Annotated in this window: 15 protein-coding genes; 2 read left to right on the top strand and 13 right to left on the bottom strand. The window is 71.7% G+C overall.

Features of this window, described 5'->3' with window-relative positions; genetic code table 11:
• Position 1: 1 nt before the first annotated feature.
• Genes J5V96_RS06680 through J5V96_RS06660 form a run of 5 tightly spaced genes read right to left on the bottom strand, consistent with a single transcriptional unit; the run spans position 2 to position 5,122 of the window.
• Positions 2 to 1,627, bottom strand: coding sequence for an acyl-CoA synthetase (locus J5V96_RS06680; RefSeq protein WP_208501950.1), 1,626 nt, complete (start codon positions 1,625 to 1,627; stop codon positions 2 to 4).
• A 44-nt stretch (positions 1,628 to 1,671) separates the two neighbouring features.
• Complete coding sequence (locus J5V96_RS06675; protein WP_208501948.1) at positions 1,672 to 2,127, bottom strand: MaoC family dehydratase; 456 nt, start codon at positions 2,125 to 2,127, stop codon at positions 1,672 to 1,674.
• Between the two features lie 19 nt (positions 2,128 to 2,146).
• Positions 2,147 to 3,319, bottom strand: coding sequence for an acyl-CoA dehydrogenase family protein (locus tag J5V96_RS06670; protein ID WP_307793546.1), 1,173 nt, complete (start codon positions 3,317 to 3,319; stop codon positions 2,147 to 2,149).
• Positions 3,316 to 4,200 (bottom strand): amidohydrolase family protein, encoded by an 885-nt coding sequence (locus tag J5V96_RS06665; RefSeq protein ID WP_208501946.1) that lies wholly within the window; start codon positions 4,198 to 4,200, stop codon positions 3,316 to 3,318. Before J5V96_RS06665 ends, J5V96_RS06670 begins: the two co-directional genes overlap by 4 nt.
• Positions 4,201 to 4,204: 4 nt before the next feature.
• The gene (locus J5V96_RS06660) at positions 4,205 to 5,122 is read right to left on the bottom strand and encodes an SDR family oxidoreductase (RefSeq protein WP_208501943.1); all 918 of its coding nucleotides are present in this window, start codon (positions 5,120 to 5,122) and stop codon (positions 4,205 to 4,207) included.
• Between the two features lie 87 nt (positions 5,123 to 5,209).
• On the opposite strand from J5V96_RS06660, the gene J5V96_RS06655 reads away from it, so the two are divergent.
• Both J5V96_RS06655 and J5V96_RS06650 read left to right on the top strand, forming a co-directional pair.
• Positions 5,210 to 5,650: a MarR family winged helix-turn-helix transcriptional regulator gene (locus J5V96_RS06655; protein ID WP_208501941.1), complete on the top strand. Its 441-nt coding sequence runs from the start codon at positions 5,210 to 5,212 to the stop codon at positions 5,648 to 5,650.
• A 59-nt stretch (positions 5,651 to 5,709) separates the two neighbouring features.
• Complete coding sequence (locus J5V96_RS06650) at positions 5,710 to 6,294, top strand: MarR family winged helix-turn-helix transcriptional regulator (protein WP_208501939.1); 585 nt, start codon at positions 5,710 to 5,712, stop codon at positions 6,292 to 6,294.
• Positions 6,295 to 6,297: 3 nt separating this feature from the next.
• Here J5V96_RS06650 and J5V96_RS06645 read toward each other — a convergent pair whose 3' ends face one another.
• From J5V96_RS06645 to J5V96_RS06610, 8 genes are read right to left on the bottom strand one after another with little or no spacing between them, the layout of a single operon-like run.
• Positions 6,298 to 7,476, bottom strand: a complete 1,179-nt coding sequence (locus J5V96_RS06645) for an MFS transporter (protein ID WP_208501937.1) — start codon at positions 7,474 to 7,476, stop codon at positions 6,298 to 6,300.
• An 8-nt stretch (positions 7,477 to 7,484) separates the two neighbouring features.
• On the bottom strand, positions 7,485 to 8,732 hold the full coding sequence (locus tag J5V96_RS06640) for a 2-hydroxyacyl-CoA dehydratase family protein (RefSeq protein ID WP_208501935.1): 1,248 nt from the start codon (positions 8,730 to 8,732) through the stop codon (positions 7,485 to 7,487).
• The gene (locus J5V96_RS06635) at positions 8,725 to 9,798 is read right to left on the bottom strand and encodes a 2-hydroxyacyl-CoA dehydratase family protein (RefSeq protein ID WP_208501933.1); all 1,074 of its coding nucleotides are present in this window, start codon (positions 9,796 to 9,798) and stop codon (positions 8,725 to 8,727) included. The genes J5V96_RS06640 and J5V96_RS06635 overlap by 8 nt, the downstream gene beginning before the upstream one ends.
• Complete coding sequence (locus J5V96_RS06630; RefSeq protein WP_208501931.1) at positions 9,795 to 11,030, bottom strand: CaiB/BaiF CoA transferase family protein; 1,236 nt, start codon at positions 11,028 to 11,030, stop codon at positions 9,795 to 9,797. Before J5V96_RS06630 ends, J5V96_RS06635 begins: the two co-directional genes overlap by 4 nt.
• Positions 11,027 to 12,160, bottom strand: a complete 1,134-nt coding sequence (locus J5V96_RS06625; RefSeq protein WP_208501929.1) for a CapA family protein — start codon at positions 12,158 to 12,160, stop codon at positions 11,027 to 11,029. Before J5V96_RS06625 ends, J5V96_RS06630 begins: the two co-directional genes overlap by 4 nt.
• Complete coding sequence (locus J5V96_RS06620) at positions 12,157 to 12,990, bottom strand: amino acid ABC transporter ATP-binding protein (RefSeq protein WP_208501927.1); 834 nt, start codon at positions 12,988 to 12,990, stop codon at positions 12,157 to 12,159. The genes J5V96_RS06625 and J5V96_RS06620 overlap by 4 nt, the downstream gene beginning before the upstream one ends.
• Positions 12,987 to 13,904 carry an amino acid ABC transporter permease gene (locus tag J5V96_RS06615; RefSeq protein WP_208501925.1) on the bottom strand — a complete coding sequence of 306 codons (918 nt, stop codon included), beginning with the start codon at positions 13,902 to 13,904 and terminating at the stop codon, positions 12,987 to 12,989. Before J5V96_RS06615 ends, J5V96_RS06620 begins: the two co-directional genes overlap by 4 nt.
• Positions 13,901 to 14,806 (bottom strand): transporter substrate-binding domain-containing protein, encoded by a 906-nt coding sequence (locus J5V96_RS06610; protein ID WP_208501923.1) that lies wholly within the window; start codon positions 14,804 to 14,806, stop codon positions 13,901 to 13,903. The genes J5V96_RS06615 and J5V96_RS06610 overlap by 4 nt, the downstream gene beginning before the upstream one ends.
• Positions 14,807 to 14,850 lie beyond the last annotated feature (44 nt).

Here is a 14,850-nt window from a genome sequence, read left to right as displayed (position 1 = left end):
GTCAGCGGCGTCGCCGGGCGACGGGATTCTCGCCCACCGTCCGCACGGTCTCGGTCTGCCACGGGATCCCCGTGCCGATCGGGCGGGTCGTGGCGGCCGCCGCCCCGCCGAAGCGGGCCCGCAGGTCGGCCTTGCGCACCTTGCCCGACGCGGTGCGCGGCAGCTCGTCGACGATCACCACGTTCTTCGGGATCTTGAACCGCGCGATCCGGCCCGCCAGGTGCTCCTGGACATCCTGGGTGCTCACCTCGACGCCCGGCTGCACCGTGAGCACCGCCCAGGGCACCTCGCCCCACTTCTCGTCGGGCACGCCGATGACGGCGGCCCCCGTGACGCCCTCGATGTCGAACAGGTGGTTCTCGACCTCGGCCGGGTAGATGTTCTCGCCGCCCGAGATGATCAGGTCCTTCAGCCGGTCGGCGATGAAGAGGAACCCCTCGGCGTCGAGGTAGCCCATGTCGCCCGTGCGGAACCAGCCGTCATCGGTGAAGGCTCCCGCATTCACCTCGGGCAGATTGAGGTACCCGGGGAACACGTTCGGTCCCCGCGCCTCGATCTCGCCGACCTCGCCGATCGCGGCGGGCAGGCCGTCGTCGCCGGCGATCCGCACGGCGCTGAAGAAGTGCGGCAGCCCGACGCTGCCCTGCTTGTCCCGGGTGTGCTCGGCGGTGAGCGCGGTGTGCCCGGGCGAGGTCTCGGTCATGCCGTACCCCTGCGTGAAGCTCAGCCCTCGGGCTTCGTAGATGTCGAGGATGCGCGTGGGCACCGCCGATCCGCCGCAGGTGAGCCGGCGCAGGCTCGCGAGGTCGGTCGCCGCCCAGTCGGGATGATCCGCGAGCAGCTGGTAGGTGGTGGGCACTCCGCTGAGCATGGTCACGCCGTGCCGCTGGATGAGCGACAGCGCGCGGCCCGGGTCGAAGCGCCTCTCGAGCACGATCGTGCCGCCCTTGAGCACGAGGGGCAGCGCGCCCATCCCGAGCGCGGCGGCGTGGAAGAGGGGCGAGATGAGCAGCGCGACCTCGCTCGAGAGGAGGTCGTAGTCGAGGATGCAGTTCAACGACACCCACGTGAGGTTGGCGTTGGTGAGCACGGCGCCCTTGGATCGCCCGGTGGTGCCGGACGTGTACATGTACACCACGGGATCCTCCGGCGCGCCGGCGTCGTCGACCGGCGCGGTGCCCGCGTCGATCTCGCCCAGCAGGCGCGTCAGCCCCGGATCGGCCTCGTCGCCGTGCCCGGTCGGGATGGCGCTGGTGATGCCGCGCTCCTCGATGCCCGGTGCGACCTTGTCCCACAGCTCCGGGTCGCAGATGACGAGCCGGGTGCCGCTGTCGGCGAGCACGTGGGTCACCTCGGGCGGGGCGAGTCGCGTGTTCACGGGGACGAACACGGCGCCGAGCCGGGCCGCGCCGAAGAGGGTGAACAGGAACTCGGGGCTGTTCTCGCCCACGTAGGCGACCGCGTCGCCGCGGCCGATGCCGTGCAGGGCGAGAAGGGTCGCGACGCGGTCCGCCGCGTCGGCGAACTCGCGGTAGGTGAACGACTCATCGCCGAACACCAGTGCGGTCTTGTCGGGCGTCCTGGCGCGCCGACGAGCGGGCCAGGTGCCGATCCCCGGGTAGGACATGGGGCTCCTCGTCATCGAGTGCGGTCGGGGGGGGAATGCGGATGTCAGCGGTAGAAGCGGTACAGCCCGCGGGCTGCGACGGCGGGACGTCCGGCGCCTTCGATCTCGAAGGTCTGGTCGACGGTGAACTGCACCCCGTCGCCCTTGACCTCCTCGACCTCCGCGATCACGGCGTTCATGCGGATCCGGGAGCCGACCGGCACGGGCGAGATGAAGCGCACCTTGTCGAGACCGTAGTTGACCTTGGTGCCGACGCCCTCGACCTCGAGCAGCTCGCTCCAGAACCGGGTCGCCAGCGACAGGGTCAGGAAGCCGTGCGCGATGGCGCCGCCGAAGGGCCCCTCCTTCGCGCGCTCCGGATCGGTGTGGATCCACTGGTGGTCGTCGACGGCGTCGGCGAAGGTGTTCACGCGGTCCTGGTCGATCTCTGCCCACTCGGTCCATCCGAGGTCGCGGCCGGCGAGCGAGGTGAGTTCGTCGAAAGTGGCGGTGGTGGTCATGTTTCCTCCCAGCGGTGGTTCAGGCGAAAGCGGATGCGCCCGTGAGCGAGCGTCCGACGATGAGGGCGTTGATCTCGTGTGTGCCCTCGTAGGAGTAGACGGCCTCCGCGTCGGCGAAGAACCGTGCGGCGTCGTGCTCGAGCAGCAGTCCGTTGCCGCCGAGCACCTCCCGGGCGAGCGCGGCGGTCTCCCGCGCACGCTCGGCGGTGACCATCTTGGCCAGGGCCGAGTTCTCGTCGCTCCAGGTCCCGGCGTCCTGGTTCGCCGACAGCGCGGTCACCAGGGCGAGCGAGGACGTGGTGTTGCCGAGCATCCGGGCGAGCTTCTCCTGCACGAGCTGGAAGCCGCCCAGCGGACGGCCGAACTGCTGCCGCGCGGTCGTATAGCGGATCGCCGCATCGAGGGCGCCCGCCTGCAGCCCGGTGGCGATCCAGGCGACATCCGAGCGCATCCGACGCAGCAGGGCCGCCACGTCGCGCCAGGAGTTCACGCCTCCCAGGCGCCGTTCCTCGGCCACCCGCACGCCGCGCAGGGTGATGTGCGCGTTCTGCACGGGACGCAGCGAGACCTTGCCGGTGATGATCCGCAGCTCCACACCCGGGGCGTGGCGGTCGACGAGGAAGGCCTTGACCTGCCCGTCGGCCTCGTCGCGGGCGAACACCGCCAGCACGTCGGCGGCATCGGCGCCGCCGATCCAGCGCTTCTCGCCGTCGATGACCCACGTGTCCCCCTCGCGGCGGGCGCGCGTGGCGAGCCCGCCGGCGATGTCGGATCCGTGGTCCGGCTCGGTGAGGCAGAACACCCCGCGCTTCTCGAAGGAGCGCACAAGCGGATCCCACTCTTCGACCTGCTCGGGCGATCCGCCGTGGCGGATCGTGGTGCGGAACAGGCCTGCCTGAGCCGTGTAGATCGTCGCGACCGAGACGTCGGCCCGCGCGAGGGTGAAGCAGCGGAAGCCGCTGAACAGGCTCGAGTCGGCCTCCCCAGGCTCCACGCCCGGCGGGTCCATCAGGCGCAGGGGCGCAAGGGCGTCGATCACCTCGGGCGGCATGGTCGCGGCGTCCCAGGCGTCGGCGAGCAGCGGCACCACGTCGCGGGCGAGCGTGTGGGACAGCTCGTCGAAGACGGCCCTCGCCGCGGCGCTCAGGTGGCGCTCGGCGAAGCCCAGCCGCTCGAGCACGTCGCCGCTCACGTCAGCCCCAGCAGACGGGCGGCGTTGTGCTTCATGATCCCGGGAAGCACCTCCGGGCGGAACAGGTCGGCGGACTCGGCGTCCCGGATCCAGCGGTCGGGCGTGAGCAGCGGGAAGTCGGAGCCGAACAGGATCCGGTCCTTCAGCAGCGTGTTCGCGTGCCGCACCAGCTCAGCTGGGAAGTACTTCGGGCTCCAGCCCGACAGGTCGATCCAGGTCGAGTGCTTGTGCGTGGCGACCGCGAGCGCCTCATCCTGCCAGGGCACGGAGGGATGGGCCATCACGATCTGCAGGCGCGGGAAGGCCGCGGCCACCTCGTCGAGCAGCATCGGGTTCGACAGCGCGAGGCGCAGACCGCGACCGCCCGGCATGCCGGCGCCGATGCCCGTCTGCCCGGTGTGGAACAGCGCGGGGACGCCCGCGTCCTCGAGGAGCGCGTAGAGCGGGAAGAAGCGGGCGTCGTCGGGCGAGAAGCCCTGCACAGTCGGGTGGAACTTGAAGCCGCGCACACCGTGGTCGTCGATGAGGCGCCGGATGCGGTCGGCGGCGTCCGCGCGCAGCGGATCGACCGAGCCGTACGGGATGAGCACGTCGTTGTTGCGAGCGGCACCCTCGGCGATCTCGGCGCTCGAGATGGGCGGCTGGCCGAGGTTCGTCGCGGCGTCCACCGTGAACACCACGGCCGCCATCCGGCGCTCGCGGTAGTAGCCGGCGATCGCATCGAGGTCGGGGCGCGGGCCGTCCGTGCGGAAGTAGCGGCTCGCCGCCTCCTGGAGGTCGGCCGGCAGCGACGAGTGGCCGTGCGCGTCGATCTCGATGTGCACGTGGGTGTCGATGGCCTCGATCGCGTCGAGATCGATCGCCGGCTCGTAGCGCTTCACCGCGTCAGCCCCGCTGGAGCGCTTCCGGAAGCGGCGGGAAGCTCTCCCCCACCGTCTGCAGCTCGCCCACCGCGTCGGCGAACGACTCGGTCAGCGCCTCGTACGTCCATCCGCCTTCGCGATAGGCCGTCGCCACGGGCTCCGGATGCGACCAGAGCTGGAGCCGATCGCCGCCGATGCCGACCGCCTGTCCCGTGACTCCCGCGGCCGCATCGGAGGCGAGGTAGGCGACGAGCCCCGCGACATCCGCGGAGGTGCCGAAGCCGAGGTCGTGGCGGAAGAAGGCGGGCATCGGCTCGCCCTTCTCGTCGGCCTCGACCGCGGCCGCGAAGTACGGCACGGTGGCGGTCATGGCGGTGGCGGCCACCGGGATCACCGCGTTCACGGTGATGCCGGCCTTCTTGAGCTCCATCGCCCACGTGCGCACCATGCCCACGATGCCCGCCTTGGCGGCCGCGTAGTTCGTCTGGCCGAAGTTGCCGCGCTGCCCCGTCGGGGAGCCGATCGCGATGATCCGGCCGCCCTCGCCCTGCTCGCGCAGGCGGGTCGCCGCCTCGCGCACGACGGTGAACGTGCCGCGCAGGTGCACGCCGATGACGGTGTCGAAGTCGTCGTCGCTCATCTTCCACAGCACGGTGTCGCGCAGTACGCCGGCGTTCGTGACGACGATGTCGAGGCGCCCGTAGGTGTCGAATGCGGCGTCGACGAGCGCTTTCGCCGTCTCGGTGGGCCCGACGGGGGCGACGACCGCGGTGGCGTGCCCTCCCGCCGACACGATGGAATCGACGGCGGTGGCGGCGGTCGACTCGTCCACATCGTTGATGACGACGGACGCACCCTGCCGGGCGAGCTCCTGGGCGTAGGCCAGGCCGAGGCCTCGGCCCGATCCGGTGACGATGGCGACTTTGCCGGTGAGCGTCATGGGGATTCTCCTTCGATCGCCATCAGGCAACCGCATATTCTTGAGAATGTCAACGATTGATTCCGTCCATCTTGTTAGAGTCGGATCATGACGAGCGATCTGCGCACCGGCGGGCCACTGCTGAGCGATACCGCCTTCCTCCTCGCGCGAGCCAACGCGAACTCGCTCGCGGCCACCCATGCGGCGCTCGCCGAGCACGGCCTGCGGGTGCGGTCGTACACCGTGCTCGCCCTTGCCGTATCCGAGGCACGGCTGTCCCAGCGCGACATCGCCGAGTACCTCCGTCTCGACCCCAGCCAGGTCGTCGCCCTCGTCGACGATCTGCAGCAGCGAGAACTCGTCTCCCGCGAGGCGGACCCGAACGACCGACGCGCGAAGGTGGTCGTCGCCACCGCCGAGGGTCGCCGCACCCACGCGCGCGCCGAGGCCGCCGTCAACGCCGCCGAACGCGGCACCCTCTCCGTGCTCGACGATGACGAGCAGGCCGTGCTGCGCGACCTGCTGTTCCGGCTCGCGTTCCCCGCCTGAGCCGCGCCGACGGACGATGACGCGACGATGGTGATCCCCCGGCGCGATACAGTCTCAAGGTGGATGACATCGTGCGGGATCCGCGCGGCGAACCGGCGACGACGCGGCTCAACTACACCGCGTACCGCCTCGCCCGTGCTCTGAACCGCTTCGCCGAGAACACGGCGCTGGCGCACGGGGTCACCCTGTCGCAGTTCTTCGTGCTCCAGGTGCTCGGCGAGGGGCTGCCGCTGTCGAACGCTCAGCTCGCCCGACGCACCTTCGTGAGCGCCCAGGCCGCGCACACCGTGTCCAACGAGCTCATCGACGCCGGGCTCGTCGACCGGGGCTCGCACCCGTCGAATCGGCGGATCCGGCTCGTGAGCCTGACCGAGGCCGGGTGGGACGTGCTGGCGCAGTGCCACGCCGAGCTGCGCGCGCACGAGGATCGCCTGGTCTCGATCATCGGCGCCGACGTGCACGGTTCGCTCGCGGAGGCGCTCGACCGCGGGGCTGCGGCTCTCGCCGGCGGCTACTTCGGCGACGACGAGGCGGAGGCCGCCGCCATCGCACGACGGCAGTCGTCGATCCGGCCCCGCCACATCCCGTCGCGCCTGGCCCGTGCCCGTCTGCGCGCCGCCTCGTCCGAGCCCGCCGAGGAATGACCCTCAGGCACGCGGCGCCCGCACCGCGATGAGCACGGCGCACGCCAGCGCCGCGACGCCCCCGATCAGCAGCGACACCAGCCCGGACGACGCGTCGATGACCCAGCCCATCAGCAGCGCGCCGAACGGCACCATCCCGTAGTTGCCGAGCGTGACGAGCGACATCACGCGCCCGATGGCCGCGGGCGCCACCGACGACTGCGCCGCGGCGTTGAGCACGCCCTGGTAGTAGCCGATCGCCAGCCCCAGCACCGGCCCCGCGAGCAGGAAGAGCGCGAGGGTGGGCGCCGCGGCATTGAGCAGCAGCGCGCCGCCGAACACCGCGGCGGCGGGGGCGAGGGAGCGCACGTCGACGCGGGGCAGCGCCGCCGCGATCCCGCCGCCGATGATCGCCCCGATCGCGTTGAGGGCGTGCGTGGCGCCCACGGCGGTCGCATCTCCCCCGTACGACAGGTCGACCGTCGCCGTGAGCACGAGGCCGAAGTTCATGGCGAACAGCGCGATCACGACGTTGGCGATGAGCAGCGTCGAGACCGACCGGTGCCGCAGCAGATCGGTCGTGCGCACCGGTGCGGCATCCGACCGGGCGGGGCGCTCGTGCAGGCTCGCGGGCCGGATCAGCAGCAGCGAGAGCCCCACCGCCACGAAGGAAGCGGCGTTGAGCAGCATGCAGGCCGACGCGCCGAGCTGCGCGAAGGCGATCCCCGCAAGCCCCGGCCCGATCGACCGGGCCGCCGCGAGCGCGATGGTGCTGATCGAGACGGCGCGCGCGAGGGCTGCGGCGCCCACGAGCTCGAAGATGATCGCCTGCCCGGCGATGCGCTCGAAGGCCTGCACCGTGCCGAGCACCGCGACGAGCGCATAGAGCACGGGGATGCCCGGATCCGGCTCCCCGACGACCAGCGCGAGCGCGGCCGTCACGCCCGCGGCGAGCGCGGAGGTGCACAGCAGGATCGTGCGCGGCCGCACCCGATCCGCCAGCCGCCCCGCCGCGACCCCGAACACGAGGATCGGCAGGAACTGCGCGATCGTGACACCGCTGAGGGTCTGCGCGCTGCCGGTGGCGGCGAGCACAACGAGCTGCAGCGCGAGGTTCTGGAACCAGGTGCCGACATTCGAGACGACCTGCCCCGCGAAGTACAGCGAGAAGCCGCGCTGCCGCAGCGGCTCGAACGCCCCCATGCGCGGCCTCAGGCGCGGCCGGGCACGCGGGTGCGCAGGAACTCGTCGATGCGCTCGGGGATCCGCGCCGCCCCGGTGGAGCGCGCGTCCGCGTTGTTCGCCCGGATCTCCAGCACCGGGATGCCCGCGGCCTCGAGGGCCTCCGTGATGAAGACGCCGCCCGGGGTGTCGTCCGCGACGAGGTGCACAACGCCGTCGACGTCGTGGCTCCGTGCCTCCTTCAGGTACCACTCCGACGACCACGGCGGCACGTAGAGCTGGTCGGTGATCCCGACGAAGCGCGCGGCGAGCGTGCGGATGGGATCCTCTCCGTAGCGGCGGTACCCGTCCGCGGCGATGGCCAGGTACATCGACCACACGAACACCGCGCCGTGCTCCTCCTGGAACCGCTGGTACATCGCCAGATCCGACCACAGGCCCCGTCCGATCCACATCAGGCGACGCCGTTCCGTCGGGCACACCGCGTGACGCCGGGCGATGCGCTCGGCGACCTCGTCGTGCAGAGAGCGCGCCGCGTCGACGGCCCACTGCGTGCCGCGATGCCACTGCGGCACCATGACCGCGGGCATCGTGTCGGTCACGCTGACCGGCGTCGGGCGGGCCTCGGCGATGAGATCGCGCGTGCGGCGGTTCCACTCCGCGTGCTCGTTGCCGAGCCGCAGGATCTCAGCGAGCCGCTCACGATCGAGCCGCCGTCCCGTCCGCTCCTCCAGCCAGCCGATCAGCTCCTCGATCTCCGCCTGCAGCAGATCCAGCCGATCGGTGCCGAAGGCCGTCTCCCACTCGTGCGGCACGAGCTCCCACCATCGCGACGGAACCGGATCGGCGGCCGTGCGCGACAGCAGGAACGCCTCGGTGCCCGGCCGCGCGCCCCACTGCTCGAAGATCTTCTGCGTCACGTCGCCGCTGCGCTCGGCGATCGCGAAGGCGGGGGCGGGAAGCCCGCCCCAGGGCCGCAGATCGGCCGGGAGGTCCTGCTCGCCGAGGGGCATCGCGTCGTACTGCAGGCTGAAGTCCGGGAGCCCGCGCGCGGCGACGCGCTCCATCGCCGCGGGTCCCACCTGCTTGGCCGCGATGATCGACGACCACCACTGCGTCACGACGTAGGGGATGTCGAGGGCGCGAAGGATCTCGTGCGGCACGTCCGCATTGACGATCGCGATCTGCTCGCCGTCCCGGGCGCGTGCGGCGGTCTGCGCGAACCACTCCTTCTGGTGGCGCGTCGCCGCGACCGCCGCCGCCAGCCGCTCACTCATGTGTCGCCTCCCCGCGCAGGATCCCCGCGAGCGCCGCCGCCGCCTCGCCGGCCGCTCGCACACCGGCGTCGGGGCCGATGCGGACGCGCGCCTCCAAGGGCAGACCCCGCCGCTGCGCGACCCGATGCTGAGCGGCGGCGTCCCACGCCGGTGCGTCATCGAGCTCTCGCACCAGGGCGATCACCCCGCGCGCGTCCGCCTCTCCGAGACGCCGCTCGAGGTGCGCGGTGCGCTCGGCGGTGAGGGAGCGCGCCGCAAGCGGCGCGCGCGTGGAGTGCCGGCGTGCCAGCAGCGAGATCGTCGCATCCACGTCCCCCGCGGGCACGGCGTCCCCGAGCCATGCGGAGTCGCCGGTGTCGTGGTCCTCCCCCACCACCGCGAGGCCGGCGGCCTCGATCGCCTCATACGCCGACGCATCCGGATGCGCGCTGCCCGTGACGAACACCGGGGTGCCCGGCACATCCTCGACGGCCGCATCCACCACCGCGAGCGCCTGCTCGGGCGCAAGGGTGGCCGCCGCACGGTAGGCGGCGAGGGCGGCCGAACCGGAGCATCGCCCCGTCCGGCGGCGAGCGCGCAGACGCTCGAGCGCCTCGCCGAGGCGCAGCTCGCGCTCCGCAGCCTCGTCCAAGAGCGGCGCGTCGGGACGTGTGCCCGTGACGGCGGAGCAGAACGCCGCGAGGCGCTCATACTGGCGCGCGACGAAGCGCTCGCGCGGCGCACCGCCGCCGCGGGGGGCATCCAGCAGGTGCACCGGATACGGCACCCGGCCGCGCTCCGCGAGGATGCGCAGCACGTAGAACACCCGCAGGTGAGCGGTCGAGTCGTTGCACACGATCAGAGCGGCGAGGTCGTCGTGCGCACCGGCCAGCGCGCCATCGAGGATGCGGGCCGCCACGACGTCGACGGCGCCCGGAAGCTGGCCAGCCTCATCCGACACGGCACCGGACCACGACCCGAGGATCCGCACCGGCGTCGCGCCCGCGGCCAGGACGAGCTGCCGCGGCAGGTCCGCCCCGATCACGCCGATGCGCGGGCGGCCGTCGCCCGGCGCACGCACCGTCACAGCACGCCGTCCGCGCGCAGTCGCCCGATCCGCTGATCGTCGTAGCCCGCGGCCCGCAGCACGGCCTCGGTGTGCTCGCCGAGGCCCGGCGCCGGTCGCGACAGATCGACCCGGCTCTCGGAGAAGACCACCGGCAGCCCCGCGCCGTAGAGCCCCTCGAAGTGCCCGAAGGTGGGATGGACGAGCGGCACGACCTCGGCGCGCGCGGTCACCTGCGGATCGCGCACGGCCTCGGCGGTCGAGCGCACCGGAGCCGCGGGCGCTCCGTGCCTGTCGAGCTGCCCGAGCACCTCCTCGAGCGGCCGTTCCACGGCCCATCCGGCGATCAGCCCGTGGAGCCGGTCGGCGTTGGCGACGCGGGCGTCGCGTGTGCCGAAGTCGGCCGATGCGAGCAGCTCCTCCCGCCCGATCGCCCGCAGCACACCCGCCGCGAACTGATCGGTCGGCGCGCAGATGGCGAACCACCCGTCCACCGCGCGGAAGGTGCCGAAGGGCGCGAGACGAGGCACGTACGCTCCGGTGCGCAGCGGGAAGCCGACCGACTCGAGCGCATCGAACGGCTCGCAGGCGACGAGGGAGGTCAGCGCGCCGAGCATCGACACGTCCACGTGCTGCCCCTGGCCGGTCTGCTCGGCCTGCAGGACGGCCGCGAGCGTGCCGATCACCGCGAACAGGGGCGCGACGAGGTCGCCGACGGGCAGGCCGAAGCGCACGGGCGGATCACCGGGCTCGCCGGCGGTGGTCATGACTCCGCTGAGGGCCTGGATGATCGTGTCCATCGCCTTGCGATCGCCGTGGTCGCCGGTGGCGCCGAAGCCGCTGATCGACGTGTAGACGAGCTTCTCGTTCAGGCCCCGCACCGACGCGTAGTCGATCCCCAGCCGACGGGTCACGCCCGCGCTGTAGTTCTCGACGACGATGTCCGCATCGCGGATCAGGTCGAACAGCACCTCGCGGCTCTCGGGGTGCTTGAGGTTGAGCGTGATCGACTCCTTGCCGCGGCCGCGCAGCATCATCGACACCGACATGTCCTCCGGTGACGTGCGGCGCAGGCTGAGCCCGTCGGCGGTCACGTAGGGCGAGTTGTTCCGCGACGAGTCGCCGCCGCGCGAGGGGTTCTCCACCTTGATCACCCGCGCGCCCAGCCCCGCCAGCAGCAGCGTCGCGTAGGGCCCGGCCAGCGCCGTGGTGAGGTCGATCACGGTCTTGCCCGCGAGCGGTGCAGTAGTCATCTCGTGCCCTCCTCGAGGCGGATGGTCAGGCGGTCGTCGTCCCAGTCGAAGGCGGTGCTCAGACCCGCATCGCGCGTGATGTCGCGGATGTATCCCGCAACCCGCTCGCCGCCGTCGGCTCTCGTCAGGGGCACGGGCCGGGCGTGGTCGTCGATCCAGCACGGGATGAGCCCGGCGCGCAGTCGCCCGGTCTCGTCGATGTCCAGCACCGCGATCGCGGTGTGACGGCTGTCGGGGTGGAAGGGGTACTCCGGCATCGCCGGGTCGGGCTCGAAGCCGAACAGCCTGCGGCGCTCGCGCGCCCAGGCACGACGCTCGGGGGTGTCGTCCTCTGCTCCCGACAGCGCGGAGGTCACCGTGGCGAAATTGCCGAGCCCGTGGAAGATGGGCCGCCCGCGGTGCACCTCGATCCCCTTCAGGATGTGCGCATGGTGCGCGATCACGGCGGCCGCCCCGGCGTCGATCGCGGCGTGGGCCACCTCGCGCTCGTACGCCGCGATGTCCACGGGTTGATGGACGAGCCCCTTGTGGAGCGCGACGACCACCGACGCGTCCTCCGCCGTGTGCCGTGCGATCTCCGCCGCCATCCGGCGAAGGCTCTGCGGCTCGGCGAAGGTGTAGACGCGCGGCGGTCCCCCGGGATTCGCGCCGCGCGGCTCGTAGTGCGTCACGACCTCCACGTACGCGCATCCGGGCTTGTCGGTTCCTGCCCAGGACTCGCGCGGCCCGACGCAGTTCACGCTCAGCACCACCACACGTCTCCCGTGGCGCTCGACGACGGCAGGCTCCCACGCCTCCGCGAGGTCGGCTCCCGCGCCGGTGACGGCCATCCCGCGCGCCCGGCAGTGGGCCCGCGTGTCCGCGATGCCCTCCCCGCCGAAGTCGAAGACGTGATTGCCCGCGAGCGTGAGCACATCGAACCCGGCGGCCGCGACGCCGTCCAGCGCGCTCGGCGGGGCGGGAAGGGCGGGCACGTCGGTCGACATCGACACGGTCGCCTCGGTGTGCGGCACCTCGAGCTGGCCGATCAGCACGTCGGCCTGCGCCAGCACGGGGGCGGCGGGGCCGAACAGCGGCGCGCTGTCGGGGCGCTCCAGGACCAGATCTCCCGTCGCGAGGATCCGGGTCATCCCTCCACCTCGATCGGCGAACGCCCCGATCGGGCGAGGAAGGCGCGCAGCCGCGCCGACCGCGGATCGCGGAAGAACTCATCCGCCGGCCGGTCCTCGATCACCTTCCCCTCGGCCATGAAGACGCAGCGGTCGGCGACGTTGCGCGCGAACTCCAGCTCGTGCGTCACCACGACCATGGTCCGGCCGGTCGAGGCGAGCTGCTTCATGGTCTGCAGCACCTCGTCGACGAGTTCGGGATCGAGGGCGCTCGTCGGCTCGTCGAACAGCAGGATGCGCGGATCCACGGCGACTCCGCGGGCGATCGCGACGCGCTGCTGCTGACCGCCCGAGAGGTGGCGCGGATAGGCGTCCGCCTTGTCCGAGAGCCCCACGCGCTCGAGCAGCTCCATCGCCCGGGCGCGCGCCTCGCGCTCCGGAATACCGTGCACCGCGACCGGAGCCTCGGTGATGTTGCGCAGCACACTCCAGTGCGGGAACAGGTTGAACTGCTGGAACACCATGCTCATCCGGCGGCGCTGGCGGCGGCGCCCGGCGTCGGTCAGGGGCCGCAGGTGCCCGTGGATCCGCTCGTAGCCCAGCAGCTCCCCGTCGAGGAACATGGCGCCCCCGTCGATCGCCTCGAGCTGGTCGACGCAGCGCACGAGGGTGGATTTGCCGGATCCGGAGGGGCCGAGGATGGCGACGACCTCGCCCTCGTACACCTTGAGGCTCGCGCCGTCGAGAGCCGTCGTGTCGCCGAAGCGCTTCACGACGTTCGCGACCTCCAGCACGGGCACCTCATCCACCACCCCGGGGGTGACGATCAGTCCGGATGACTCGCCGGTCATGACAGCGCCTCCTTCGCGCGGCGGGCGGGCCGGCGAGCGGCCACGCGGGCGTTTCCCCGGCCGAAGTGCTCTTCGACACGGCGTTGGACGACGGTCAGCACCGTCACGACGACCAGGTACCAGATCACCGCCACGATGAGCATCGGCACGACCTCGTAGGTGCGGTTGTAGATCACCTGCACGGCATGGAGCAGGTCGCCCATCGCGATGACGCTGACGAGCGATGTCCCCTTCAGCAGGGCGATCACCTGCGAGCCGGTGGGCGGGATGATCACGCGCATCGCCTGCGGCAGCACGATGCGGCTGAAGGTGTGCCACCTGCTGAACCCCATCGCGGCGGCGGCGTCGCGCTGCCCCTGCTCCACCGACAGGATGCCCGCCCGAATGATCTCCGCCATGTAGGCGGCCTCGTGCAGCGAGAGCCCGATGATCGCCGCCGTGAGCGGGGTGATGAGGTCGTTCGTCGACCAGCTGAACAGCTCGGGGCCGAACGGCACCCCGACCGAGATGCGCGGCAGCAGGTAGGCGAGGTTGAACCAGAAGATCAGCTGGACGAGCGGAGGGATGCCGCGGAAGACGCCCACGAAGGCCACGCACGCGGCCCTGACCGGCCAGAAGTCCGACAGCTGTCCGGCGGCCAGCACGGTGCCGAGCACCGAGCCGAGCACCATGCCCACCACGGTGAGGAGGATGCTCATCCCGAGGCCCACCAGGACGCTGGGATTGAACAGGTACTCGGCGACGACGTCCCATTCGAAGCGCTCGTTGCTGACCAGGAACCACAGCACACCCAGGAGGACGAGCAGCAGGATCGCTCCACCGAGGATCCGCGCCGGTCGCAGGCGGTTGCGGGCGGTGGCCACATCGATGTCGGGCGGGGCCTGGGTGGTGGTCATCACAAGCGCGCCGGTCATCCTGCGGTCATGGGGTTGAGCACGGGCTCCTCGACCATGACGTCGGTGAGGTTCCACTCGGTCATGATCCGCTCGTACTCGCCGTTGTCGAAGATGCCCTGGAACGCCGCGAGCATCGCCGGCGCGAGCTCGTTGTCCTTCGGCATGAACATCGCGAGCTGGTCGATCCCGGCGCCCTGCTCGTCCGACTGCACAACGAACTCGTAGGTGTCGGGCTTGGCCGACTGGAGGTCCATCGCGGCCGTCTGAGTGGTGCCGGCATAGTCGGCGCGATCGGAGTTGACCGCGAGGTAGGTCGAGTTGGTGTCCTCGAGCCCCACGAACTCCGGCGCCTCGAGCCCCTGCTGCGCGCACCACTCGGCGTAGCGCGCGAGCTGGCTCTCGGTGACCGAGCCCGTCACGCCCGCGACACGCGCGCCGCACACCGCCTCGGGATCGCTCAGCTCGTCGGATCGCTCCGCCAGGTAGACGTAGGACGTGCGGGTCGTCATCCAGACCACCGCGTCGAACTCGGCCTCGCGCTCCTCGGTGGTGCGGACGGGGCCGTTGAAGGCGTCGTAGCGGCCGGAGAGCATGCCCGAGAGCATGGCGTCGAGCCCGGAGGAGGTGCTGATCTCGAACGGCACTCCGAGCTGCTCCGACAGGGCCTTCTGGATGTCCGGGTCGATGCCCGTGATCTCCCCGCCCTCCTCGATGGTGCGGTAAGGCGGGTGCGTGTCTCCGGCGATGGTGATGACGCCCTCGTCCTTGATCTCCTGGGGCAGAAGGTCGTAGGCGGGGGCCTGTGCGTCGGCCTCGCCGCCTTCCGGCTGCTCCGGGGCGGCCGGGCTGGACGAGCACGACCCGAGGAGCAGCGCGGTCAGGGCGGCCGACGCCGCCAGCGCGAGCTTGCTGAGCTTCATGACGATCTCCACATCGATGTGCGAGGGGGTCGGGCAGCACAACG

Source organism: Microbacterium stercoris, from assembly GCF_017592545.1.
Classification (GTDB): domain Bacteria; phylum Actinomycetota; class Actinomycetes; order Actinomycetales; family Microbacteriaceae; genus Microbacterium; species Microbacterium stercoris.
Note: the sequence above shows the minus strand (reverse complement) of the source record. Positions and strands in the feature narration are given on the sequence as shown.

What these genes read in the sequence shown, in the direction of transcription:
- J5V96_RS06680 (WP_208501950.1), bottom strand. Translation starts at nt 1,627, where the DNA reads ATGTCCTACCCGGGGATCGGCACCTGGCCCGCTCGTCGGCGCGCCAGG.
- J5V96_RS06675 (WP_208501948.1), bottom strand. Translation starts at nt 2,127, where the DNA reads ATGACCACCACCGCCACTTTCGACGAACTCACCTCGCTCGCCGGCCGC.
- J5V96_RS06660 (WP_208501943.1), bottom strand. Translation starts at nt 5,122, where the DNA reads ATGACGCTCACCGGCAAAGTCGCCATCGTCACCGGATCGGGCCGAGGC.
- J5V96_RS06655 (WP_208501941.1), top strand. Translation starts at nt 5,210, where the DNA reads ATGACGAGCGATCTGCGCACCGGCGGGCCACTGCTGAGCGATACCGCC.
- J5V96_RS06645 (WP_208501937.1), bottom strand. Translation starts at nt 7,476, where the DNA reads ATGGGGGCGTTCGAGCCGCTGCGGCAGCGCGGCTTCTCGCTGTACTTC.
- J5V96_RS06640 (WP_208501935.1), bottom strand. Translation starts at nt 8,732, where the DNA reads ATGAGTGAGCGGCTGGCGGCGGCGGTCGCGGCGACGCGCCACCAGAAG.
- J5V96_RS06630 (WP_208501931.1), bottom strand. Translation starts at nt 11,030, where the DNA reads ATGACTACTGCACCGCTCGCGGGCAAGACCGTGATCGACCTCACCACG.
- J5V96_RS06625 (WP_208501929.1), bottom strand. Translation starts at nt 12,160, where the DNA reads ATGACCCGGATCCTCGCGACGGGAGATCTGGTCCTGGAGCGCCCCGAC.
- J5V96_RS06620 (WP_208501927.1), bottom strand. Translation starts at nt 12,990, where the DNA reads ATGACCGGCGAGTCATCCGGACTGATCGTCACCCCCGGGGTGGTGGAT.
- J5V96_RS06615 (WP_208501925.1), bottom strand. Translation starts at nt 13,904, where the DNA reads ATGACCGGCGCGCTTGTGATGACCACCACCCAGGCCCCGCCCGACATC.
- J5V96_RS06610 (WP_208501923.1), bottom strand. Translation starts at nt 14,806, where the DNA reads ATGAAGCTCAGCAAGCTCGCGCTGGCGGCGTCGGCCGCCCTGACCGCG.